This window comes from Thermomonas fusca DSM 15424 (genome assembly GCF_000423885.1).
Classification (GTDB): Bacteria; Pseudomonadota; Gammaproteobacteria; order Xanthomonadales; family Xanthomonadaceae; genus Thermomonas; species Thermomonas fusca.
The window spans coordinates 1-24,532 of record NZ_AUIV01000001.1 but is presented as its reverse complement, the minus strand read 5'-3'; the positions used below and the strand labels follow the sequence as shown (position 1 = coordinate 24,532).

Here is a 24,532-nt window from a genome sequence, read left to right as displayed (position 1 = left end):
AAAAAACGGCGTCCCGGCAGCCGCTATGGCGACGGGGACGCCTCGGGGGAGGGTGCGGGCGCGGCCGCTCGAACGCGGCGCGCGCCCGTCAGGGTTCAGTTGCTGGTGATCGCGATGCCCTTGCCCTTGGCGTCCTTGCCGCAATTGTCGATGTCTTCCTGGGTCATCGTCGCGTAAGGCTTGAACGCCGGCAGGCTGGCGGCCAGCGCCTGCTGGCTGGCCAGCAGCGGCGGCAGCTGCGTGCACAGCTTCAGCGCCTCGGCCTCGATCTTCTTGCCCTCGGCTTCCATCCGCGCCTCGAACTCCTTCTCGGCCTGATCGCCGCCGAAGATCACCCCGAACACGCCGCCCAGCGCCTTGCCGGCCAGGTCGGCGCCCTGCGAGCCGATCGCCATGCCGGCATCGGCGATGCCCAGTACCTGGTTGCGATAGGTGAGCAGCTGCTGGCGCTGCGCGGCGGTGGTCTGCACCGGCTTGCCCTCGACCAGCAGATCGCCCTGCGGGCTGATTTCGGCCTTCGGCAGCTGGCTGTCGGACTTGCCGAACTGCTTGCCGTTGACGTTGATGTTGATGTCGCCGTTGATGCTCAGGTTGCCCTCGTGCAGCTCCTTGCGCGCATCGTCCAGGGCCCGATCCACCTGCCGGGCGATGAAGCCCTTGTTGGCGCTGTCGGCGGTGGGCGCGGCGGGGGGCGCGGGCGGCGCCGGCGGAGCGGGGGGCTGGCTGCAGGCCAGCAGCGGCAGGCTGGCGACAACCACGGAGGCCAGCAGGTAAACATGCTTCATCGGGTGCTCCGGGTCAGAGGCTGGCGAATTCGCGGCGGACGCTGTTCTCGCAGTCGGCCACGTCGTCGCGTTCCAGGTTGGCGTAGGGGCGGAACTGCGGCAGGCTGGCGGCCAGGCGCTGCTGCGAGTCCATCACCCGCGGCAGCATCCGGCAGATGCCACGCACGCCGGGCTCCACCTGTTCGCGCACCGTCCGCTCGATGCGCCGCTCCAGGCTGCCGGTCATGGCGCCGAACATCAGGCTCACCCAGGAGCGATCGACCGCTTCCAGCGCCGCATCCGCGCTGGTCTGGCCGATGTCGATCCCGACCTTGGCGATTTCCACCACCAGCCCGCGGTAAGCCAGCAGCTGGCGACGCTGGCCGGCGTCGATCTGCTGCGGCTTGCCGTCGATCAGCAGGTCGCCCTGCGGGGTGATCGCCGCTGCCACCTGCTTGGCGTCGCGGCGCTGGGCCTCGGACTGCTTGCCGAACTGCAGGTTGTCCTGCAGCTGCAGGTCCCCGGTGTCCAGCTCCAGCTTGGCCTTGGCCAGCTCGGCCCGGACTTCCTTGCGGGCGTCGCCCAGTTCGCGGCGGATCTCGGCACTGATGCCGGTGTCCGCCGGGCGGGGCGGCTGGGCCTGCGCTGCCAGCGGCAGCAGCAGGGCCAGGGCGGCGATGGGAAGAAAACGCTTGGTCTGCATGGTCTTGTCCCTTGCGGCAATGCGGGTCATGGGAAAGCGGCTCAGTTGTCGTCGCGCCAGCGGCGCAGGCGGATGGCGGCGGTGATCATCGCGATGCCGGCACCGGCGCCGATCCACAGCTGCGGACTTGCCAGCACCGAATACAGACCCTTCAGCAGCACCAGGTGGTTGCCCAGCTCCTTGGCCTGCAGTCCGTGCAGATCCATCGCGGTGAACCAGGTGCCGGGGAACACGCCGCCCAGCAGGTGCGCCACCACGTTCTTCCAGAACCAGCTGCTGTCCAGGTTGAACATGTTCATCACGTCGAACCAGCTGATGAACACGCCGGCGAATACCGGGATCATGATCGCCCACAGGAACGGCTTGCTCTTCGACCAGGCCGAACACAGCAGCAGCCAGCCGGCGCTGGGCAAGGCCCACAGCGCGTACACCGGGATTGCCGCCAGCGCCAGGCCGGCATTGGCCAGCAGGTTGTCGGGGCTCCACAGCAGCGCGAACGGGTTGCCGTTGTGCAGCAGCACGAACGCGCTCAGCACCAGCAGGAAGGCGACCATGCAGGCGATGCCCACCGCGATCGCCAGCGTCGGCGCCACCACCAGGGCGCTGAGCGCCTTCGACAGCACGGTGTCGCGGTCGGACACCGGCAGCGATTTCCAGAACAGCACGCTGCGGTCCTTGCGCTCGTCGTACAAGCTGCCCAGGCAGTAGAAGAACACCACGAAGCCCAGCACCAGCAGCGGCCAGAACATCGCCGAGGCGGTACTCAGGCTGATGCCGTCGGCGAGCCTCTGCACGTCCTCCGGCGACATGTTCTCGGTGATCAGGCTCAGGTCGAGGCCGTTGATCATCACCTGGCCGTTGATCTTCATCCCGGTGACGGCTTCACGGCGCATCGCCACTTCACCGAAGATCAGCGCCATCAGGGTCAGCAGCAGCGAGATGCCGCCGGCCCAGATCGGGGCCCAGAAGAAGCCGCCCTTGTGTTCCCAGAATTCGCGGCGCAGCAGCAGCTTCAGCTTGTGGGTGGGGTGCGGCGGGGTGCGGGGCACGCTGGATTTGGCGACATCCATGCCCGCGGCGTCGTAGGCGGCGTTCATGCGTAGGTTCCTTTCATGGTGGCGACGAACAGGTCGGCCAGGCCGGGGGTGCGGGTCTCGCCCAGTGCGCCGAGTCGGGCGCGGTCGGCGCCGTCGAACATCATCACGGTCTTGCCGAACGGCAGGGCGCGTTCATCGATCGGCTGCAGGGCGCGTGCGGCATCCTGCTTGCCGGCGTCCACCAGCACCTCGGTGTAGCGCTCGCCCAGCGACTCCATTGGCGTGTTCAGCGCGATCTTGCCGTCGCGGATGAACATCACGTCGGTGAGGATGTGCTCGATCTCCTCGACCTGGTGGGTGGTGACCAGGATGGTCTTGTCCTCGTCGAAGTAGTCCTCCAGCAGGCGCTGGTAGAACTGCTTGCGGTAGAGGATGTCCAGGCCCAGGGTGGGCTCGTCCAGCACCAGCAGGCGGGCGTCGATGGCCATCACCAGCGCCAGGTGCAGCTGCACGATCATGCCCTTCGACATCTCGCGCACCTTCAGGCCCGGCTTGAGCTGGGTGCCCTCCAAGAAGCGCCGGCACTTGGCGGCATCGAAGCGCGGATGCACGCCGGCGACGAACTCGATGGCCTGGGCCACGGTGATCCAGCGAGGCAGCACCGCCACGTCGGCGATGAAGCAGACATCGTTCATCAGCTCGTCGCGCTGGGTGCGCGGGTCCTTGCCCAGCACTTTCAGGTCGCCCTCGAACGGGATCAGGCCGAGGATCGCCTTGAGCGCGGTGGTCTTGCCGGCGCCGTTCGGCCCGATCAGGCCGACGATGCGGCCGGAGGGGATGTCGAACGCGGTGTTGTCCAGCGCCAGCTTGTTCTTGTAGGCCTTGCGCAGGCCGCGGGCTTCAATCACGGAGGTGGTCATGGCAGTACTCACTTGGGTGCCCACTTCTGCTGCGGATCCAGCAGTTCCTGGATGCTCAGGCCCAGCCGCTGGATACGCTCCATGACCAGCGGCCATTCCTCGCGCAGGAACCGTTCGCGTTCGCTCTGCAGCAGGCGCGCATTGGCGCCTTCGGTGACGTACATGCCCAGTCCCCTTCGTTTCTCGACGAGTTGTTCGTCCGCGAGCTCCTGGTAGGCGCGCGAGACGGTGATTGGATTCAGCTGGTACTCGGCCGCCACCTGGCGGACCGAGGGCAGCGCATCGCCCGGCTTGAGCACCCCGTCGAGCATCATCGCGACGACGCGGTCCTTCAGCTGGCGGTAGATCGGAGCGCTATCGCTCCATTCGACGGCAACCATGATTCAGTCCTGCGGCAGGAAGAAGGAAAAGAACGGCATCCGTACCGATTGATAGGAACGCCGCGACACCCGACGCTCGCTGCTTGCTGCAATGGCCGCGGCCGGGGTGGCATTCGCGGCGACGATGGCTTCGCCGGCGGGCGCGGAAACCGGCGTGGCGGCGAAGTCCGTTACGGTAGGCGCCGGCGGTTCGACCGGGGCGCCGGCCAGCACGGCAAGGGTCAGCAGCGCACTGCAGGCCATTGCGGCGTTGAGGGAGTTGTGGAGCTTGCGGTTCATGGTGAACGTCCTGCTCTGGGGGTTCGGTGTTGTAGGCAACTATAACACTACAAAATTACCCGTCAAGCATTGTTTGACCCAACTGAAGTCATGGTTGCCACAGCCCGGCCCACGGTCGGCCTGAATCGCTGCCGTGGCAGCCTGCGCGACAGGATTGCCGGCTGCCGCGGTGCAAACGACAATAGGTGCGTTCATGCGCCTGCGCGGCTCCTCGCCGCAGGTCATCCGGAGATCGACACGATGAAGTTTTCCCTGCGTGCGCTGGTCGCGCTGCTGGTGGCCGTACTGGCAGCTGCGCCGGTGCTGGCCCAGGACGGCGCCAGCCTCAGCGAGCGCGACAAGGTCGGTTACATGCTGGGCCAGGATGTGGCGCGGGACATCGGTCCGGGCCTGCCGGACGTCGACCTGGCCAGCTTCCAGAAGACCATCGAACAGGTCCTGGCCGGTGGCCAGCCGACGCTGGATGCCGAAGAAGCCAAACGCCTGTCGCAGGCGCTGATGCTCAATATCGGCGCGCGCAAGGCGGGCAAGCCGCTGGTGACGCTGGACCGCGCCAAGGCGGGAATCCTTGCCGGCACCAACATCGGCCGCCGGCTGGTCGGCCTCGGCGACGAATTCGACATGCCGATGTTCATGCGCGGCCTGATGGACGGCGCCAATCCGGGCGCCAAGCCGCTGCTGGACCAGGCCCAGATCGACCAGGTCCGCACTGCGCTGTCCGCCCGCGTGGGCGCCGCCCGCGAGGCCCAGCGCAAGGCGCAGGGCGAGGCCGCGCTGAAGGAGGAACAGGAATTCCTGGCGAAGAACAAGCTGGTGAAGGGCGTGTTCACCACCCCCACCGGCCTGCAGTACATGGTGCTAAAGCAGGGTGACGGCACGCGCCCGAAGCCCGGCCAGCGGGTGCGCGTCCACTACGTGGGCACGCTGCTGGACGGCACCAAGTTCGACAGTTCGATCGACCGCGGCGAGCCGGCGGTGTTCGGCCTCGACCAGGTCATCAAGGGCTGGACCGAAGGCGTCGGCATGATGCCGGTCGGCGCCAAGTACCGGCTGTGGGTTCCAGCCGCACTGGGTTACGGTGAGCGCGGCGCCGGTGCCGGCATCCCGCCCAATTCCACCCTGGTGTTCGACGTGGAACTGCTGGGCGTCGAATGAGTCCAACCTGATCGTGTTTCCGCCGGCGCCCGTCGCCATTCCTCTTTTCGCATCCCGGAGTTCCCTGCAGATGAAGCCGTTTGTCCGTTCCACCGCCATTGCCGTCGCCACGCTGCTGGCGCTGTCCGCCTGCAAGGGCGAGAACAAGCCCGTAGATGTTTCCGCCAGCGCCGAAGCGGGCAAGGACCCGACCGACAAGACCGGCTATCCGGGCCTGCCCACCGAGAAGGAACAAATCAGCTATGCCATCGGCATGGCGATGAGCAAATCGCTGTCCCAGCCCGAGGTCAAGGAAGAACTGAATGTCGATACCGTGGTCAAGGCGTTGCGCACGCAGATGGATGGCGGCAAGGCGCTGATCAACGACGAGCAGGCGCAGCAGATCATGGAGGCGTTCACCCAGAAGATGCAGGCCAAGCAGATCGCCAAGATGATGGAAGAGGGCAAGGCCAACCTCGACAAGGGCGAGAAGTTCCTGGCCGAGAATGGCAAGAAGCAGGGTGTGGTCACCACCGCTTCCGGCCTGCAGTACCAGGTCCTCACCGAGGGCAAGGGCGCCAAGCCCGGCGCCACCGACGGCGTCAAGGTGAACTACAAGGGCACCCTGCTGGATGGCAAGGAATTCGACAGCTCCTACAAGCGCGGCGAGCCGGCGGTGCTGCCGCTGCAGGGCGTGATCCCGGGCTGGGCCGAAGGCCTGCAGCTGATGCCGGTGGGGTCCAAGTACAAGTTCTGGATCCCGGCCAAGCTGGCCTATGGCGAGCAGGCGCCGCCGATGATCGGTCCGAACCAGGTGCTGGAGTTCGAGGTCGAACTGCTGGAAATCGTCAAGGCGCCGTCCGGCAAGTAACCGTTCCGGAACACCGGGGGACGTATCCTTGCGATGCGTCCCCCTTTCTTTTGCCCACGGATACCGCGCATGCGCGTCTGCATTTTCGGCACCGGCTACGTTGGCCTGGTGACCGGCACCTGCCTGGCCGAGGTCGGCCACGACGTGGTCTGCGTCGATGTCGACGCGGCCAAGGTGGAAGGCCTGAACAACGGCATCGTGCCGATCTACGAGCCGGGCCTGACCCCGATGGTGAAGGCCAACCACGCCGCCGGGCGCCTGCGCTTCACCACCGACGCGGCGGCCGGCATCGCCCACGGCGATGTGCTGTTCATCGCCGTGGGCACGCCGCCGGACGAGGACGGCAGCGCCGACCTGCAGTACGTGCGCGAGGTGGCGCGCACCATCGGCCGCCACATCGCGCGGCCGGTGGTGGTGGTGGACAAGTCCACCGTGCCGGTCGGCACCGCCGACAAGGTGCGCGCCACCATCGACGCCGAGTTGGCCGTGCGCGGTGCCGACATCGGCTTCGACGTGGTGTCCAACCCCGAGTTCCTGAAGGAGGGCGCGGCGGTCGAGGACTGCATGCGCCCGGACCGCATCGTCATCGGCACCTCCAGCGCGGCCGCGCTGGACACGCTGCGGCGCCTATACGCCCCGTTCAACCGCAACCACGAGCGCATCGTGGCGATGGACGTGCGCTCCGCCGAGCTGACCAAGTACGCGGCCAACGCCATGCTGGCGACCAAGATCAGCTTCATGAACGAGATCGCCAACATCGCCGAGCAGGTGGGCGCGGACGTGGAGATGGTGCGCAAGGGCATCGGCTCCGACCCGCGCATCGGCTGGCATTTCATCTATCCGGGCGCCGGCTACGGCGGCTCGTGCTTCCCCAAGGACGTGCAGGCGCTGGCGCGCACCGCCGCGCAGCACGGCGTGCAGCCGCGTCTGCTGGAGGCGGTGGAGGCGGTCAACGCCGCGCAGAGGGGTCACCTGTTCGAGCTGATGCAGCGCCATTACGACCTCGGCGAGGACGAAGGCCTGCGCGGCAAGACCATCGCGGTGTGGGGGCTGGCGTTCAAGCCGAATACCGACGACATGCGCGAGGCCTCCAGCCGCCGCCTGCTGCAGCAGCTGTGGGACGCGGGCGCCAGCGTGCGCGCGTTCGATCCCGAAGCGCTGGCCGAAACCCGCCGCATCTACGGCGAGCGCGAACACCTGGTGCTGTGCGGGAGCGCGGCGGATGCGGTGGAAGGCGCCGATGCGCTGGCCGTGGTCACCGAATGGAAGCAGTTCCGCAGCCCCGACTTCGCCATGCTGAAGGAGGCGCTGGCCGACGCGGTGCTGTTCGATGGCCGCAACCTGTACGAACCCGTCGAAGTGGAAGCCGCCGGCATCGCCTATTACGGCATCGGCCGCGGACGTTCGCTGCGCAAGGAAGAAGCATGACCGATCTCGAACACCGGCTGGTCGATCTGGAAACCCGGCTCGCCTTCCAGGAACAGGCGCTGCTGGAACTCAGCGACGCGCTGGCCGCCGCCCGCAGCGAGGAGGCCGGCAACGCGCTGCGCCTGCACCGCGCGCTGGAAGAATTGCGACAATTGCGCAGCGCGATGGCTGCAAGCCCGGTCACCGGCGATGCCGCCAGCGAACCGCCCCCTCCGCATTACTGACCGCCGCGACCGACATGATCAACTCCCTCCGCGACCAGCTGCTTGGCCTTGGCTTCAAAGATGCACCCAAGCCCGCCCCGCGACCGAAGCAGGACGCCCGCAAGCCACAGGCACCGCACGGCGGCAAGCCGGCCCATGCCGGCCGTCCGCCACAGCCGGGCCGGCCGCAGCAGCGTCCGCACAAGCCCGCGCAGAATCCGCACAAACCCGGGCAGAAGAAGATGTCGCGCGAAGACATCGATCTGGCCAAGGCCTACGCGATCCGCGCGCAACGGGAAAAGGAAGAGCGCATCGAGGCCGAACGCCTGAAGCAGGAAGAAGCACGCCTGCGCCGCGAGGCCAAGGCCAAGCTGGAAGACTTCCTCAAGGACAAGGCGCTGAATGCCGCCGAGGCGGAGCACGTCCGTCATTTCGAATACGGCGGCAAGATCAAGCGCGTGCACGTCACCGCAGAGCAGCTGAAGGCGCTCAATGCCGGCGAACTGGGCGTGCTGCAGATGAATGGCCGCTACCTGCTGGTGGATGCGGCCACGCTGGCCGAAGCCGAAGCGATCTTCGCCCAGGCGGTGGCGCTGAAGGTCGACCCCAACGCAACGGCCGAAGCCGATCCGTATTCCGACCCGGCGTATCAGGTGCCGGACGATCTGGTCTGGTGACCCCGCTTTTCGGTTGGCTCAATCCGGGTCGTAATCCAGATTGAACGACAGCCAGCGTTCCGCCTGCGCAAGGTCCACCCCCTTGCGTCGCGCGTAGTCGGCCACCTGTTCTCTGGTGACCCGTCCGACCACGAAGTACTTGCTGTCCGGGTGGCTGAAATACAGCCCGGACACGCTGGCCGCCGGATACATGGCGAAGTGGTCCGTCAGCTCGATGCCGGCCTTGGCGGTGACGCCCAGCAGGTCGAACAACACCCGCTTTTCGCTGTGCTCCGGGCAGGCCGGATAGCCGGGGGCGGGGCGGATGCCGCGGTAGCGCTCGGCGATCAGCGCGTCGTTGTCCAGCGTTTCGTCTGCCGCGTAGCCCCAGAACTCCTTGCGCACCCGCTGGTGCAGCCGTTCGGCGAAGGCTTCGGCCAGACGGTCGGCCAGCGCCTTGAGCAGGATCGCGCTGTAGTCGTCGTATTCGGCGCGGAAGCGCTCCAGATGCGGTTCGATGCCCAGTCCCGCGGTCACCGCGAAGGCGCCGATCCAGTCCTGCCTGCCGCTGTCCTTCGGTGCAACGAAATCAGCCAGGCACAGGTTGGGGCGTTCCACCGGCTTGTCCGCCTGCTGGCGCAGGAAGCGGAACCAGTGCGGCTCGCCGCCAACGTCCAGCACCACGTCGTCACCGACGCCGTTGGCCGCCCAGAAACCGCAGACGGCCTTCGCCGTGAGCCACTTCTCATCGACGATCTTGCGCAGCATCGCGCGCGCGTCTCGGTACAGTTCGCTGGCCTGGGCGCCGACGATTTCGTCGGTGAGGATCGCCGGGTATTTGCCGGCCAGCTCCCAGGCGTTGAAGAACGGTGACCAGTCGATGCAGTCCACCAGCTCGGCCAGCGGGTAGTCGTCGAACACGTGCAGCCCGGGCTGCTTCGGCGCCGGCGGGGTGTAGCTGCTCCAGTCGTACTTGAACGAGTGCGCGCGCGCCTTCTCCAGCGACACCAGCCGCTTGCCGTCGCCGCGGTTGCGGTGGCGCTGGCGCACGTCGGCGTAGTCGTTGGCGGCGGCCTGCACGAAATCGCCGCGCAGCTCCGGGCTCATCAGCGACTGCGCCACGCCCACCGCGCGCGAAGCATCCTTCACCCAGATCGTCGGCGATTTGTAGTGCGGGTCGATCTTCAGCGCGGTATGCGCGCGCGAGGTGGTGGCGCCGCCGATCAGCAGCGGCATGGTGAAGCCCTGCCGCTGCATCTCGCGGGCGACATGGCTCATCTCCTCCAGCGAGGGCGTGATCAGGCCGGACACGCCGATCATGTCGGCGTTCTCGGCAATCGCGGTGTCGAGGATCTTCTGCGCCGGCACCATCACCCCGAGATCGATCACCTCGAAGTTGTTGCAGGCCAGCACCACGCCAACAATATTTTTGCCGATGTCGTGCACATCGCCCTTGACCGTGGCCATCACGATCTTGCCGTTGGTCTTGCCGACATCGCCGGTGCGCAGCTTCTCGGCCTCGATGTAGGGCAGCAGGTGCGCCACCGCCTTCTTCATCACCCGCGCCGACTTCACCACCTGCGGCAGGAACATCTTGCCGGCGCCGAACAGGTCGCCGACCACGTTCATGCCGTCCATCAGCGGGCCTTCGATCACGTCCAGCGGGCGCGTGGCCTGCTGGCGCGCTTCCTCGGTGTCCTCCACCACGTACTGGTCGATGCCGTTCACCAGCGCATGCGAGAGCCGCGCGGCTACCGGCTGCTCGCGCCACTGCAGGTCTTCGACCTTCTTCTCGCCCTTGCGCTTCTTGTAGTTGTCGGCGATCTCCAGCAGCCGCTCGGTGGCGTCGTCGCGGCGGTTCAGCACCACGTCCTCGACCCGCTCGCGCAGTAGCGGGTCCAGCTGGTCGTACAGCGGCAACGCGCCGGCGTTGACGATGCCCATGTCCATGCCGGCCTTGATGGCGTGGTACAGGAACACCACGTGGATCGCCTGCCGCACCGGCTCGTTGCCGCGGAAGCTGAAGCTGACGTTGGAGACGCCGCCGGAGATATGGCTGTACGGGAACAGCCGGCGCAGCTCGGCCGCGGCTTCGATGAAATCGACGGCGTAGTTGTTGTGTTCCTCGATGCCGGTGGCGATGGCGAAGCAGTTGGGATCGAAGATGATGTCCTCGGGCGGGAAGCCGATCTGTTCGGTCAGCAGCTTGTAGGCGCGTGCGCTGATCTCCACCTTGCGCTGCGCGGTATCGGCCTGGCCGACCTCGTCGAAGGCCATCACCACCACCGCGGCGCCGTAGCGGCGCACCAGCCGGGCCTGGCGCAGGAACTCGTCTTCGCCTTCCTTCATCGAGATCGAATTGACGATGCCCTTGCCCTGCAGGCATTTCAGGCCGGCCTCGATCACCGACCACTTCGAGCTGTCCACCATCACCGGCACCTTGGCGATGTCCGGCTCGGCGGCGATCAGGTTGAGGTATTCCACCATCGCCTTCTCGGAGTCGAGCAGGCCCTCGTCCATGTTGACGTCGATGACCTGCGCGCCGTTCTCCACCTGCTGGCGGGCGACCACCACGGCTTCGTCCAGACGGCTTTCCAGGATCAGCTTCTTGAACTGCGCACTGCCGGTGACGTTGGTGCGTTCGCCGACGTTGATGAAATTGGATTCCGGCGTGATGACCAGCGGCTCGAGCCCGGACAGGCGGGTGAAGCGGGGCAGGTTGCTGCTCATGCCGCCTGCTCCTGTGCGCCGACCACGGGCACCGCGCGTGGCGGCAGGTCGCGCACCGCCGCGGCGATCGCGGCGATGTGATCGGGCGTGGTGCCGCAGCAGCCGCCGACCAGGTTGATCAGGCCGCTTTGCGCGAATTCACGCAGGATCACCGCCATGTCTTCCGGGATTTCGTCGTAGCCGCCGAACGCGTTCGGCAGGCCGGCGTTGGGGTGGCAGCTGACGTGGGTGTCGGCCACCGTCGCCAGCACATCCACGTGCTGGCGCAGGTCCTTGGCGCCGAGCGCGCAGTTCAGGCCGATCGCCAGCGGGCGGCTGTGCCGCAGCGAATACCAGAACGCCTCGGCGGTCTGGCCCGAAAGGGTGCGGCCGGAGGCATCGGTGATCGTGCCGGAAATCATCACCGGCAGGCGCGCGCCCAGTTCATCGAACACGTCGTCGATGGCGAACAGCGCGGCCTTGGCGTTGAGGGTGTCGAACACGGTTTCCACCATCAGCACGTCGGCGCCGCCTTCGATCAGGCCGCGCGCGGCTTCGCGATAGGCCTCGGCCAGCTCGTCGAAGCTGATCGCGCGGAAGCCGGGGCGGTTCACGTCCGGCGACAGCGAAGCGGTGCGGCTGGTCGGGCCCAGCACGCCGATCACGAAGCGCGGCTGCGACGGGTCTGCGGCTTCGATGGCATCGCACTCGGCGCGGGCCAGGCGCGCGCCTTCGCGGTTGAGCTCGCGCACCAGGTGCTGCAGGTGATAGTCGGCCAGCGAGATGGAGGTCGAGTTGAAGGTATTGGTTTCGACCAGGTCCGCGCCGGCCTGCAGGTACTGGCGATGGATGCCGGCGATGATGTCGGGGCGGGTCAGGGAGAGCAGGTCGTTGTTGCCGCGCTGATCAAAGCCTTCGCAGCCGCAGCCGGGGCCGTGGGCGTGGCCGCCCGGCGCGAACAGGGCATCGAAGCCGTGGGCGAAGCGTTCGCCGCGATAGTCGGCCTCCTGCAGCTCATGGCGCTGGATCATGGTGCCCATGGCGCCATCGATGATCAGGATGCGCCGCGCCAGCGCGGCCTGCAGCGCTTCGGCGCGGGCGGGGGTTTTCCAGGGAAGGGTGGTCATGTCTTGTTCCTGCTCGTCATTCCGTTGTTGCGGGAGTGACGGATGGGTTGGATCACGGCTTCACGCCGGTCAGCGAAATCACTTCGAAATGCGGCGGGCGGCGTTCGCGGGTGACGGTCTCGCAGTTGGCGATACTCAGGCCGGCCTTCTCCGCGAACTTGCGCAGTTCCTTGCCGGTGAAGCCCAGGTGCACGTGGCCATAGGCTTCCACCACGCTGCGGTGTTCGTGGCGGGCCAGGCTGGACAGCAGCAGCCGGCCGCCGGGCTTGAGCACGCGCGCCGCTTCTGCCACCGCCTGCGCCGGGCGTGCGGCGTAGGTCAGTGCGTGCATCAGCACCACCAGGTCGAAGCTCGCATCCGCGAATGGCAGCGCATGCATGTCGCCTTCGCGCACCTCCACGTTCTCGAAACGGCGCAGGCGTTCGCTGGCCGCGGCCACCACGCGTTGGCTGGAGTCGATGCAAACGTAGCGGTCGGCGTGCGGGGACAGCAGTTCGGCCAGCACACCGTCGCCGGAAGCGATGTCCAGCACGTCGCCCGGCCACAACAGCGGCAGCGCGGTGCGCGCCAGCGCCTCCCAGGTACGGCCCGGCGAGTAGTGGCGCTCCATGTCGCCGGCCACGCTGTCGGCCCAGTTCTGGTCGGCGGCGCGCATCGCCAGCACTCCCGGCACGCGTTCGGCGTCCTGGCGCAGCAGCGGGTCGTCGCTGCCGGTGCGGATTGACTGCCACAGCATTCGCTGCGCCGGCTCGATGGCGGCGTCATCGAAACGGTAATAGGCCGACACCCCGGCGCGGCGGTCGCGCACCAGCCCGGCTTCCTTGAGCTTGGCCAGATGGGTGGACACCCGCGGCTGCGCCAGCTGGGTAATCGCGGACAGTTCGGCCACGGTGAGTTCCTCGCCTTCCAGCAGTGCCAGCAGGCGCACGCGGGTGGCGTCGGCGAACACCTTCAGGTGTGCGGACCAGCCTTCCAGATCCATATATATCTTTCCATCGCGATTTAAAGATAATTCTCTCGCGATGTCGCTTTGTGGTCAAGCCGTGCGCATGTCGGCGACGCTTTCAGCTGGCTGGCGTGGCGTTCCGTCGTAGCGGCAGCGTGGAAAGCGCAGTGTACGCGGGCATGGATGGGCATTTCGCGCGGGCCGCCCGGCGAAGCGTCGGCCCGCTTGCAGGCGCTACGGTTCTGCGCGCTGCAGGGATACAATGCCGCACTTTCGAATGACGCCAAGGGGCGGTTGTGGATTTCGGATTCAGCGAAGAGCAGTTGATGCTGCAGGACGTGGCGCGACGCATCGCCCGCGAAAAAATCGCCCCCAGCGCAGAGCATCACGACCGCACCGGCGAGTTCCCGCTCGAGAACATCCGCGCGCTGGGCGAGAACGGCCTGATGGGCATCGAGGTGCCGGTGGAGTACGGCGGCGCCGGCATGGATCCGGTCAGCTACGTGCTGGCGATGGTGGAGATCGCCGCCGCCGACGCCGCGCACAGCACCATCATGTCGGTGAACAACTCGCTGTTCTGCAACGGCATCCTGACCTTTGGCAGCGAGGCGCAGAAGCAGAAGTACGTGCGCGAGATCGCGGAAGGCCGCGAGATCGGCGCGTTCGCGCTGACCGAGCCGCAGTCCGGTTCCGACGCCACCGCGATGCGCTGCCGCGCCGTCAAGCAGGACGACGGCAGCTACGTGGTCAACGGCAAGAAGAGCTGGATCACCTCCGGCCCGGTAGCGAAGTACATCGTGCTGTTCGCGATGACCGCGCCGGAAAAGGGCGCGCGCGGCATCACCGCGTTCATGATCGACACCACCCGCGAGGGTTTCCACCGCGGCAAGACCGAACCCAAGCTGGGCATCCGCGCTTCCGCCACCTGCGAGATCGAGTTCACCGATTACGTGGTCCACGCCGACGAGGTGCTGGGTGAGGAAGGCCAGGGCTTCAAGATCGCCATGGGCGTGCTCGACGCCGGCCGCATCGGCATCGCCAGCCAGGCCATCGGCCTGGCCCGCGCGGCCTATGAGGCGACGCTCGAATACGTGAAGGAGCGCAAGGCCTTCGGCCAGCCGATCGGCGCGTTCCAGATGACCCAGGCCAAGATCGCCGACATGAAGTGCAAGCTCGACGCGTCGCTGCTGCTGACGCTGCGCGCGGCGTGGCTGAAGGGCCAGGGCAAGCGGTTCACCACCGAGGCGTCGGTGGCCAAGCTGACCGCCTCGGAAGCGGCCATGTGGATCACCCACCAGGCGCTGCAGATCCATGGCGGCATGGGTTATTCCAAGGAAATGCCGATCGAGCGTTTCTTCCGCGATGCAAAGATCACCGAAATCTACGAAGGCACCAGCGAGATCCAGCGGTTGGTCATCGCCCGCGGCGAAACCGGCCTGCGATAAACGACAACGACACCAAGACGGCCGCGCCCCCTGCGCGGCCGTTTCCCTTTGGAGGCTGTGAAGCAGATGAAAAAGTCAGTGGAAACCGACGCCGGCAACGACCTTAAACCCATCCTCGACGCGCTGGCCAAGCGCGTGGGCAAGGCCGGGCAGGCCGAGGCGCAGGCGTTTGCCGCCGCCTTCTACCAGCGCATGGATGCCGACGAGATCGCCAGCCGCAACGCCGCGGGCTGGGCCGAACTGGCCGCCGACATGCTGGAGTTCGCGCGCTCCCGCAAGCGCGGCAAGGCCAATGTGCGCCTGAGCAACCCGGCCGATTCCACCCATACCTTGGTGCAGGTCGTCAATGACGACATGCCGTTCCTGGTCGATTCGGTGACCATGGCGCTGGCCGACGCCGGCATCGGCGTGCACGTGCTGGGCCATCCGGTCATCCGCATGAACCGCGACAAGGCCGGCAAGCTGGTCGGCGTTGGCGAGGGTGCGGCCGAATCGCTGATGCACCTGGAAATCGACCGCCAGCCGCAGGCCGCGATGGCCGCGGTCAAGGCGCGCATCGTGCAGGTGCTGGACGACGTGCGCGCGATCGTCAACGACTGGGAGCCGATGCGCGATCGCATGCGCGAGGTCGCCGAGGAAATGGCGACCAGCAAACTGCCGGTGGCCGACGCAGGCCGCCAGGAGGCGCAGGAGTTCCTGCGCTGGGCCGCCGACAACCATTTCACCTTCTTCGGCTACCGCGAGTACAAGGTCGGCAAGCAGGGCAAGGAAGACATCCTGTCCGCGGTGCCGGGCAGCGGCCTGGGCCTGCTGCGCGGCGAGGAAGGGGGCGCGCGTCCGCTGAAGTCGCTGGCGGCGCACGCATTGCCGCAGTCCGGCGCGGTGGATGCGCTGATCCTGACCAAGACCAATGCGCGCGCCACCGTGCACCGCCCCGGCTACATGGATTACATCGGCGTGCTGGGCTTCGACGCCAAGGGCCGTGCGATCAGCGAGCAGCGCTTCGTCGGCCTGTACACCTCCAGCGCCTATACCCGCCGCCCGTGGGACATCCCGCTGGTGCGCGAGCGCCACGACTACGTGATGGACAAGTCCGGGCTGGACCCCAGCAGCCACAGCGGCAAGGCGCTGCGCCACATCCTGGAAACCCTGCCGCGCGACGAGCTGTTCCAGGCCGGCGAGGAAGAACTGTTCCGCACCTGCATGGGCATCCTCGGCCTGCAGGAGCGCGTGCGCAGCAAGCTGTTCGTGCGCCCTGACCGCTACGGCCGCTACTACTCCGCGCTGGCTTACGTGCCGCGCGACCGCATGAGCACGCAGGTGCGCCACCGCATCGAGGCGATGCTGCGCGAAGCGCTGGGCGGCGAGCGCGTCGACACCAACGTGCAGATCGGCGATTCGCCGCTGGCGCAGTTGCACATCATCGTGCGCCCCAGCGCCAACGCCGCCCATGCCGAGATCGACCTGCCGGCGCTGGAAGCCCGGTTGGCGGAGATCGTGCGCGACTGGCGCGACGACCTGCGCGAGCGGCTGGTGGCCCGCCACGGCGAAGAGGCCGGGCTGAAGCTGGCCGCCCGCTTCGGCAGCGCGCTGCCGGCCGGTTACATCGAAGAGGTCAGCCCGGAAGCCGCGGCCGACGACGTCGAGCATCTGGCCGCGTTGACTCACGACGACGACCTGCGCCTGCAGCTGTGCCGCTCGCAGCGCGGCAGCCTGCGCTTCAAGCTGTACCGCCCGTTGCGCGACATCCCGCTGTCCGATGCGCTGCCGATGATGGAAAACATGGGCCTGCGCGTCATCACCGAGCATCCCTACAAGGTCGATGTCGAAGGGCGCCTGGCCTGGATCCAGGACTTCGAGGTCGAGTCCCTGCAGGGCGAGCTCGACGTCGATGCGCTGGACGAGGGCTTCGAGGAAGCGTTCGCGCGGATCTGGCGCGGCGACGCCGAGAACGACGGCTTCAACCGGCTGGTGCTGGCTGCCGGCCTGTCGTGGAAGCAGGTCGCGATGCTGCGCGCCTACTGCAAGTACCTGCTGCAGGCCGGCGTGACCTTCTCGCAGAGCTACATGGAAGCCACGCTGACCCGCTATCCGCTGCTGGCGCGGCTGCTGGTGGAGCTGTTCGAGGCCCGCTTCGACCCGGCCACCGGCAAGGAAAGCGCGGCCGAGGTCAAGCTGGGCATGGAGCGTTTCCATGCCCAGCTGAAGGCGCTGGCCGGCAGCGATGTCGCCGCGCAGAACGCACTGAAGGCGCTGGTGAAGTCGCGCGAAGGCGACCGCGAAGCGCAGGTCGAGGCCGCGCGCAGCACCCTGCTGGGCCTGCTGGACCGCGTTGGCAGCCTGGACGAGGACCGCATCCTGCGCAGCTTCATCGGGGTCATCGAAGCGACCCTGCGCACCAACTACTACATCGAATACAAGGACGGCCTGCGCAAGGACGGCGGCCCCGCCGACTACCTGGCGTTCAAGTTCGACACCGCCCGCGTGCCGGACCTGCCGAAGCCGCGCCCGTACCGCGAGATCTGGGTCTGCGGCCCGCGGGTGGAAGGCACCCACCTGCGCTTCGGCCCGGTGGCGCGCGGCGGCCTGCGCTGGTCCGACCGCCGCGAGGACTTCCGCACCGAAGTGCTGGGCCTGGTGAAGGCGCAGATGGTGAAGAACACGGTCATCGTGCCGGTGGGCAGCAAGGGCGGCTTCTTCGCCAAGCAGCTGCCGAACCCGGCGGTGGACCGCGACGCGTGGATGGCCGAAGGCATCGCCTGCTACAAGCGCTTCATCAACGGCCTGCTGGACATCACCGACAACCTCAGCGTGGACGGCAAGGTGCTGCCGCCGGCGCAGGTGGTGCGCCATGACGGCGACGACCCGTACCTGGTGGTGGCGGCCGACAAGGGCACCGCAAGCTTCTCCGACATCGCCAACGGCATCGCCCAGGCGCATGGCTTCTGGTTGGACGACGCGTTCGCCTCGGGCGGCAGCGCCGGCTACAGCCACAAGGGCATGGCGATCACCGCGCGCGGCGCCTGGGAGTCGGTCAAGCACCACTTCCGCGCGCTGGGCCGCGACAGCCAGAAGCAGGACTTCACCTGCGTCGGCATCGGCGACATGTCGGGCGACGTGTTCGGCAACGGCATGCTGCTGAGCAAGCACATCCGCCTGGTCTGCGCGTTCGACCACCGCCACATCTTCCTGGACCCCAACCCGGATTCGGCAATCTCGTTCAAGGAGCGCCAGCGCCTGTTCGACCTGCCGCGCTCCAGCTGGGCCGACTACGACGCCAAGCTGATCAGCAAGGGCGGCGGCATCCACCCGCGTTCGGCCAAGTCGATCGACATCACCCCGCAGGTGCGTGAGGCGTTGGGTATCGATGCCAGCATCAAGGCGATGACCCCGAACGAGCTGATGCACGCGGCGCTGCGTGCGCCGGTGGACCTGCTGTGGAACGGCGGCATCGGCACCTACGTGAAGGCCGCCAGCGAGTCCAACGCCGAAGTGGGCGACCGCGCCAACAACGCGCTGCGCGTCAACGGCGCCGACCTGCGCTGCAAGGTGGTGGGCGAGGGCGGCAACCTCGGCATGACCCAGCTGGGCCGCATCGAGGCGGCGCAGGCGGGGGTGCTGCTGAACACCGACTTCATCGACAATTCCGCCGGCGTGGACACCTCCGACCACGAGGTGAACATCAAGATCCTGCTGACCGGCGAAGTGCAGAAGAAGCGCCTCAAGCTGGCCGAGCGCAACAAGTTGCTGGCGGCGATGACCGACGAGGTCGCGCAGCTGGTGCTGAACGACAACTACCGCCAGAACCAGACGCTGAGCCTGATGGAGCGGATGAGCGCCACCCGGCTGGGCTCGAAGATGCACTTCATCAGCACGCTGGAAGCGCAGGGCCTGCTGGACCGCCAGATCGAGTTCCTGCCCACCGACGCGCAGATCGCCGAACGCAAGCTGCGCGGCCAGGGCCTGACCCGTCCGGAGCTGTCGATCCTGCTGTCCTACGCCAAGCTGGTGGCCTACCCGCAGCTGCTGGAATCGGACGTGCCGGAAGACCCGTACCTGTCGAAGGAACTGGTGCGCTACTTCCCCGAGCCGCTGCAGAAGAAGTACGCCAAGGCGATGGAAGACCACCGCCTGAAGCGCGAGATCATCGCCACCGCGGTCACCAACTCCACCATCAACCGGATGGGCGCCACCTTCCTGATGCGCATGCAGGAAGACAGCGGCCGCAGCATCGGCGAGATCGCCCGCGCCTTCACCATCACCCGCGAAACGCTGGATGCGCGCGAGCTGTGGGCGCAGATCGACGCGCTGGACGGCAAGGTGGGCGAGGGCGTGCAGGTCGATGCCCTGCAGGTGATCTGGGAGCTGCAGCGCGGCTTCACCCGCTGGTTGCTGTCGCGCCCCGGCGCGGTGCCGGCGATTGCCACCGCGGTGGAGCGCTACCACGACGGCTTCCGCGACATCCGTGCCGGCGAGGGCATCCTGCCGCCGTCGCAGCGCCCGCAGTACGAAGCCAGCCGCAAGCAGTGGCGCGAAAAGGGCCTGTCGGCCGCACTGGCCGACCAGCTGGCGGCGCTGCCGTACCTGGAGTCGGGCGCCGACATCATCGAGCTGGCGCGCGAGCGCAAGCTGCGCCCGATCGAGGTGGCCAAGGTCTACTTCCGCCTGGCCGACGCGTTGCACGCGCCGTGGCTGCGCGAGCAGATCGAGGCGCTGAAGGTGGAAGGCCGCTGGCATGCGGTTGCCCGCGGGGTGCTGCGCGACGAGCTGTTCGCCCAGCTGCGGGCGCTGACCGCGCAGGTGCTGGCGATGCCGGGCAAGGAGCCGGACGCGAAGGTGCAGGCCTGGCTGACCCGCGATGATTCGTCGCTGCGCTTCACCCTGGCGATGCTGACCGAGCTGGCCGCGCAGAAGGCGCTGGACTACCCCACCGCGTCGGTGGCGGTGCAGCGCGTCGCGCAGCTGGCGCAGCGCGGCTGACCTTCGTCACCAGCGTGCCTGCGATGGGCGTCCCGAAAGGGGCGCCCATCTTTTTTCCGCGCCTCGGCCGCTGGCGCCGATGGGCGCGAAGACCGTACAACCGCCTTGCATACGCTCTTGCTATCCTCGCCGCATGACCATGCCTCGCCTCGCCTTGCTTGCCAGCCCCGCCGATGAGGCCCGCGCCGCGCTTGCCCTGCTGGAAGCGCGGCATGGCGCGATCACGCCGGAGGATGCCGACGTCATCGTGGCGCTGGGCGGCGACGGCTTCATGCTGCAGACCCTGCATCGCCACGGTGCGCTGGGCAAGCCGGTGTACGGCATGAAGCTGGGGACCGTGGGTTTCCTGATGAACCAGTACAAGGCCGAAGACGACCTGCTGGCGCGGATCAATGCCGCCGAGCCGGCGGTCCTGCATCCGCTGGAGATGCTGGCGCAGACCGAGTCGGGCGCGACCGTCGGTTCGCTGGCCTACAACGAGGTGTCGCTGCTGCGGCAGACCCGCCAGGCCGCCCACGTCGGCATCGAGCTCAACGGCGAACTTCGCCTGGACGAGCTGATCTGCGACGGGGTCATGCTGGCCACCCCGGCCGGCAGCACGGCCTACAACTTTTCCGCGCACGGGCCGATATTGCCGCTGGGGGCGAACGTCATGGCGCTGACCCCGATCGCGCCGTTCCGTCCGCGGCGCTGGCGCGGCGCGGTGCTGAAGTCGGGCACCGAGGTGCGGTTCCGGGTGCGCGACCCGCACAAGCGCCCGGTCAGCGCCACCGCGGATTCGCACGAGGTGCGCGATGTCACCGAGGTGCTGGTGCGCGAGTCCAGCGACCGCAGCGTCACCCTGCTGTTCGACCCCGAACACAACCTGGAGGAAAGGATCCTGATCGAGCAGTTCGCCGCCTGATGTCCGTCCACTGCCTGGGGTGAAGATGCCGTTCGATAGTCGAAACATGGCCGTATCCGCCGCCGCTTCCCCTTCCGGGCGGCGAGTGCCGGCATGGCTCTGGGCGCTGATCGCCTTTGCGCTGGGGATGGCCCTGACCCTGTGGCTGGCGAACGCCGAGAGGCACCGCAGCCGCAGCGAGGCGCGGCGCGTGTTCGTGCAGGAAACCCGCGGCGTGGCCGAGGCCATCCGCCTGCGGCTGGACCAGTGCGGGCACCTGATCCGCGCGTTCCAGTCGATCTTCATCGCCTCGCAGGAGGTGACCGAGATCGAGTACATCCGCGCCTACGAGAACATGCAGTCCAATGGCGCCACGCGGGTCAGCCTGCAGGCGCTGGCCTACGCCGAGCGCGAGCGCCGTGCCGATGGCGACCATTACGTGACCACCCTGTTCGCGCCGCAGTCCGGGAACCTTGCGCTCCGCGGGCTCGACGTCAACAGCCAGCCCAGTAACCTGCAGTCGCTGGAACGCGCGCGCGATACCGACGAGCTTGCGATGTCGGCGCCGTTCGCGCTGCGCCAGAGCGGGCGCCAGAGCCTGGGCGACGGCTTCATCCTGCGCCTGCCGGTGTTCGCCCCCGGCACCCGGCCGGGCACCGTGCAGGCGCGTCGCGACGCGATCATCGGTTCGATTGGCGCGTCGTTCCGGATTTCCGACCTGATCGCCTCGGCGCTGCCGGAAGCCCCGCAGCAGCTGGCCGACGTGGTGGTCGAGGACATCAGCGACGGCCCCCCCCGGCCGCTGTATTCGCAGGCCTTCGCCGGCCACGCGGTTGACGCTTCGAATTCGGAGCATGCGGTGCCGCTGCAGTTCGGCGGGCGCACCTGGAAGGTCGTGGCCCGCGGCGTGGAGAGTCCGGAAGGCCGCAGCTGGCTGTTGGTGCTGTGGATCGGCGCGGCCATCAGCGCGCTGCTGGCGGCGCTGACCTGGTCGGTGGTGAGCACCCGCGAGCGTGCGATCGCCCTGGGCACCTCGATGGCGCGGCGCTTCCAAGCCAGCGAGGAGCGCTTCCGCAAGCTCAACGAACTGTTGCCCTGCCTGGTGCTGCTGGCGCGCGAGGACGACGGCACCATCGTCTACCGCAACGCCTTCGCCCGCGACCGGTTGGCGCCGGACACGCAGAGCGCCCGCCTGTCCGACGTGCTGGGGCAGGAGGTGATGGTGCGCCTGGCCGCCGCCGATGCCGACACGCTGCTGTCGGTGGACGCGCAGCTGCCGGGCGCCGACGGCGGCGGGTTCTGGGCCAGCCTGTGGCTGAGCACGATCGAACTGGATGGCGCGCCGATGTGGCTGCTGGTGGCCAGCGATGTCTCCGAACAGCGCCAGCTGACCGAGCGGCTCAGCTACCAGGCCAGCCACGATTCGCTGACCCGGCTGTACAACCGCCGCGAGTTCGAAGCGCGCGCGCAGTCGCTGCTCAACTTGCCCGGGCGGGGCGATGGCGCGCTGCTGTTCATCGACCTGGACCAGTTCAAGATCATCAATGACACCTCGGGCCACTGCGCCGGCGATGAGCTGCTGGTGCAACTAGCCGCGGTGATGCGCGAGAAGCTGCGGCCGGGCGACGTGCTGGGCCGGCTGGGTGGGGACGAATTCGGCGTGCTGCTGCGCGGCGCGCCCACCGTGGAGGCGGCGCTGCTGGCAGCCGAGCGCCTGCGCATCAGCATCGAAGGCTTCATCTTCAGCTGGGAGCAGCGCACCTACACCATCAGCGCCAGCATCGGCGTGGTGATGCTGGCCCACGCCACCACCCTGCGGGAACTGTTCGCGCATGCGGATGCCGCCTGCTATCTCGCCAAGGACGGGGGCCGCAACCGGGTGCATGTGTACGCCGAGGACGACACCGCGATCAGCAGCCGGCTGGGCGAAATGGAATGGGCCAACCGCATTCGCGAGGCGTTGCGCGACGGTCGCCTGCTGCTGGACTACCAGGAGCTGCACCCGCTGCAGCCCGGCCACTCGGAAGGCGCCCATGTCGAGCTGCTGCTGCGCCTGCGCGGCGAGGACGGCGGGGTGGTGCCGCCCGGCGCGTTCCTGCCGGCGGCGGAGCGCTACGGCCTGATGCCGCTGATCGACCGTTGGGTAGTGGAAACCGCGCTGGGCAACCTGGACCGCATCCATCCGCACGGCAGCCGGCTGGCCACCTGCGCCATCAACCTGTCCGGCGGCAGCCTGGAGGACGACGGCCTGTTCGCCCGCATCGAGCAGCTGATCGAGCTGCACGGCATCGAACCGCGGCGGCTGGTGTTCGAGGTCACCGAAACGGTGGCGGTGCGCAACTTCATCGCCTCCAGCGCGCTGATCGCGCGGCTGCGCTCGCTGGGTTGCCGGGTGGCGCTGGACGATTTCGGCGCCGGCATGTCCTCGTTCGGCTACCTGAAGAACCTGGAGCTGGACATGCTGAAGATCGACGGCAGCTTCGTGCAGAACCTGACCAGCGACCGCATGTCGCAGTCCATCGTCAGGGCGGTGACCGAGATCGGCCACCAGCAGGGGTTGATCGTCGTGGCGGAGTGGGTGTCCACGCAGGAAATGCTGGATATCCTCGTGCCCATGAACGTCGATTACGCGCAGGGGTTCGCCCTGCACAAGCCGGAACGCGCCGTTTTTCAACGCAGTGCCGACCAGCGCAATGCCCATGGCTGACCCGCAGCCATCACCAGACCGCCTGCCGCCGCCGCTGGTGGTGGCGATCACCGCGCGGGCACTGTTCCACATGGAGGACAGCCACGCGCTGTTCGAGCGCGAGGGCATCCTGGCGTTCGCCGAATTCCAGCGCCAGCGCGAGGACGACGTGCTGCCGCCGGGCATCGCCTTCCCGCTGGTGCGCAAGCTGCTGGCGCTGAACGAAGGCACGCCGGCCGACGCGCCGCGGGTGGAAGTGATCCTGCTGTCGCGCAATTCCTCCGACACCGGCCTGCGCGTGTTCAATTCCATCCAGCACCACGGGCTGGACATCCGCCGCGCCACCTTCACCGCCGGCGCTCCGGTCTGGCCCTACATCAAGCCGTTCGGCGCGCAACTGTTCCTGTCTGCCAACCCGGAATCGGTGGGGCAGGCGCTGGCAGCCGGCGTGGCCGCCGCCACCATCCTGCCGGAGAAGGCCAGCGAATCGCGCCAGCAGCAGCTGCGCATTGCCTTCGATGGCGACGCGGTGATCTTCGGCGACGAGAGCGAGCGCGTCTCGCGCGAGCACGGCGTGGAAGCCTTCGGTCGCCACGAGGCCGAACGCGCGCGCGAACCGCTGTCCGGCGGCCCGTTCCGCGGCTTCTTGGCGGCGCTGCACGGCCTGCAGGCGGCATTTCCGCCCGGCGAAGCCTCGCCGTTGCGCACCGCGCTGGTCACCGCGCGTTCGGCACCCGCGCACGAGCGGGTGATCCGCACCCTGCGCGAATGGGACGTGCGCCTGGACGAGGCGCTGTTCCTCGGCGGCCGCGAAAAGGGCCCGTTCCTGGAAGCCTTCGGCGCCGACATCTTCTTCGACGATTCCCCGCACAACATCGATTCCGCGCGTCGCCACGTTGCCGCCGGCCACGTGCCGCACGGCGTGGCGAATGCGCCGGCCGCACCTTCGGATCCCGCTCCGTAGGCGAGCACAGCAAGGGCGGGATGGCGACCGCCACCCCCGAAAAATGGCCACGCCCCAAGGTGCGACCCGAACATATGCACAGATAATCGGAAAAAATCCGATCAAGCGTGAAAATTTTGGGCGCTGTTCGCGTTGGCTGTTGATCGTCTCAATCTGTGAGCCTGCCTACCTGCATGGTTTCGTCACGGCTCGAAGGTTTCGGGCGGCGGGAGACCGGGATGCGCGCACGTGAACTCAAGCGTTGGCTGGCAGAAGCGGAACGGCTGACACCGGCCCAGCAGGAGCAGGTTCTGGCAAAGCTGCAGGGCCAGCGGTCTCAGGGGCTGGTGGCGCGTTTGCTGTCCGATCGCGTCCCGACGAAGTGCCCGCATTGCTCGGACACTCGTATCGTTCGTCATGGTCAAGCCGCTGGCGTTC

Annotated in this window: 19 protein-coding genes and 1 pseudogene; 11 read left to right on the top strand and 9 right to left on the bottom strand. The window is 67.8% G+C overall.

Annotated elements, in window-relative coordinates:
* Positions 1–95: 95 nt before the first annotated feature.
* The 6 genes from G582_RS0100100 to G582_RS0100075 are packed head-to-tail and all read right to left on the bottom strand — an operon-like array spanning position 96 to position 4,083.
* A complete protein-coding gene (locus G582_RS0100100; RefSeq protein WP_028838082.1) occupies positions 96–785 on the bottom strand; it encodes a DUF2884 family protein in 690 nt (229 codons plus the stop codon).
* Positions 786–798: 13 nt separating this feature from the next.
* Positions 799–1,497 (bottom strand): hypothetical protein, encoded by a 699-nt coding sequence (locus tag G582_RS17005; protein WP_051246349.1) that lies wholly within the window; start codon positions 1,495–1,497, stop codon positions 799–801.
* Between the two features lie 11 nt (positions 1,498–1,508).
* Positions 1,509–2,564 carry a hypothetical protein gene (locus G582_RS0100090; protein ID WP_248642626.1) on the bottom strand — a complete coding sequence of 352 codons (1,056 nt, stop codon included), beginning with the start codon at positions 2,562–2,564 and terminating at the stop codon, positions 1,509–1,511.
* Entirely contained in the window at positions 2,561–3,424 is an 864-nt protein-coding gene (locus tag G582_RS0100085) for an ABC transporter ATP-binding protein (RefSeq protein WP_038052244.1), read from the bottom strand. Before G582_RS0100085 ends, G582_RS0100090 begins: the two co-directional genes overlap by 4 nt.
* 8 nt (positions 3,425–3,432) lie before the next feature.
* Positions 3,433–3,804 carry a GntR family transcriptional regulator gene (locus tag G582_RS0100080; RefSeq protein ID WP_028838079.1) on the bottom strand — a complete coding sequence of 124 codons (372 nt, stop codon included), beginning with the start codon at positions 3,802–3,804 and terminating at the stop codon, positions 3,433–3,435.
* A gap of 3 nt (positions 3,805–3,807) precedes the next feature.
* Positions 3,808–4,083, bottom strand: a complete 276-nt coding sequence (locus G582_RS0100075; protein ID WP_028838078.1) for a hypothetical protein — start codon at positions 4,081–4,083, stop codon at positions 3,808–3,810.
* Positions 4,084–4,323: 240 nt separating this feature from the next.
* On the opposite strand from G582_RS0100075, the gene G582_RS0100070 reads away from it, so the two are divergent.
* The 5 genes from G582_RS0100070 to G582_RS0100050 all read left to right on the top strand — a co-directional run bounded on the left by G582_RS0100070 (position 4,324) and on the right by G582_RS0100050 (position 8,396).
* On the top strand, positions 4,324–5,238 hold the full coding sequence (locus G582_RS0100070) for an FKBP-type peptidyl-prolyl cis-trans isomerase (RefSeq protein ID WP_028838077.1): 915 nt from the start codon (positions 4,324–4,326) through the stop codon (positions 5,236–5,238).
* 70 nt (positions 5,239–5,308) lie between these two features.
* On the top strand, positions 5,309–6,088 hold the full coding sequence (locus G582_RS0100065; protein WP_028838076.1) for an FKBP-type peptidyl-prolyl cis-trans isomerase: 780 nt from the start codon (positions 5,309–5,311) through the stop codon (positions 6,086–6,088).
* Between the two features lie 69 nt (positions 6,089–6,157).
* Positions 6,158–7,516 (top strand): UDP-glucose dehydrogenase family protein, encoded by a 1,359-nt coding sequence (locus G582_RS0100060; RefSeq protein ID WP_028838075.1) that lies wholly within the window; start codon positions 6,158–6,160, stop codon positions 7,514–7,516.
* Entirely contained in the window at positions 7,513–7,740 is a 228-nt protein-coding gene (locus G582_RS0100055; protein WP_028838074.1) for a SlyX family protein, read from the top strand. Before G582_RS0100060 ends, G582_RS0100055 begins: the two co-directional genes overlap by 4 nt.
* Positions 7,741–7,754: 14 nt before the next feature.
* Entirely contained in the window at positions 7,755–8,396 is a 642-nt protein-coding gene (locus tag G582_RS0100050) for a DUF2058 domain-containing protein (protein WP_028838073.1), read from the top strand.
* An 18-nt stretch (positions 8,397–8,414) separates the two neighbouring features.
* Here G582_RS0100050 and metH read toward each other — a convergent pair whose 3' ends face one another.
* Genes metH through G582_RS0100035 form a run of 3 tightly spaced genes read right to left on the bottom strand, consistent with a single transcriptional unit; the run spans position 8,415 to position 13,193 of the window.
* Entirely contained in the window at positions 8,415–11,105 is a 2,691-nt protein-coding gene (gene metH / locus G582_RS0100045) for a methionine synthase (RefSeq protein WP_028838072.1), read from the bottom strand.
* Positions 11,102–12,211 carry a homocysteine S-methyltransferase family protein gene (locus G582_RS0100040; RefSeq protein WP_028838071.1) on the bottom strand — a complete coding sequence of 370 codons (1,110 nt, stop codon included), beginning with the start codon at positions 12,209–12,211 and terminating at the stop codon, positions 11,102–11,104. The genes metH and G582_RS0100040 overlap by 4 nt, the downstream gene beginning before the upstream one ends.
* Positions 12,212–12,263: 52 nt before the next feature.
* Entirely contained in the window at positions 12,264–13,193 is a 930-nt protein-coding gene (locus G582_RS0100035) for an ArsR/SmtB family transcription factor (protein ID WP_028838070.1), read from the bottom strand.
* Between the two features lie 260 nt (positions 13,194–13,453).
* Here G582_RS0100035 and G582_RS0100030 point away from each other — a divergent pair, with 260 nt between their 5' ends.
* From G582_RS0100030 to G582_RS18275, 6 genes and pseudogenes are all read left to right on the top strand, one after another.
* Entirely contained in the window at positions 13,454–14,602 is a 1,149-nt protein-coding gene (locus tag G582_RS0100030; protein WP_028838069.1) for an acyl-CoA dehydrogenase family protein, read from the top strand.
* Between the two features lie 66 nt (positions 14,603–14,668).
* Positions 14,669–19,582 (top strand): NAD-glutamate dehydrogenase, encoded by a 4,914-nt coding sequence (locus tag G582_RS0100025; RefSeq protein WP_038052240.1) that lies wholly within the window; start codon positions 14,669–14,671, stop codon positions 19,580–19,582.
* Between the two features lie 133 nt (positions 19,583–19,715).
* Positions 19,716–20,486 (top strand): NAD kinase, encoded by a 771-nt coding sequence (locus G582_RS0100020; RefSeq protein WP_028838067.1) that lies wholly within the window; start codon positions 19,716–19,718, stop codon positions 20,484–20,486.
* 46 nt (positions 20,487–20,532) lie between these two features.
* Positions 20,533–23,172, top strand: coding sequence for a bifunctional diguanylate cyclase/phosphodiesterase (locus G582_RS0100015; protein WP_169380524.1), 2,640 nt, complete (start codon positions 20,533–20,535; stop codon positions 23,170–23,172).
* Positions 23,165–24,115 carry a 5'-nucleotidase gene (locus tag G582_RS0100010; protein ID WP_038052235.1) on the top strand — a complete coding sequence of 317 codons (951 nt, stop codon included), beginning with the start codon at positions 23,165–23,167 and terminating at the stop codon, positions 24,113–24,115. The genes G582_RS0100015 and G582_RS0100010 overlap by 8 nt, the downstream gene beginning before the upstream one ends.
* Positions 24,116–24,333: 218 nt before the next feature.
* A pseudogene (locus G582_RS18275) lies at positions 24,334–24,532 on the top strand (IS1595-like element ISPels1 family transposase); the annotation flags it as partial.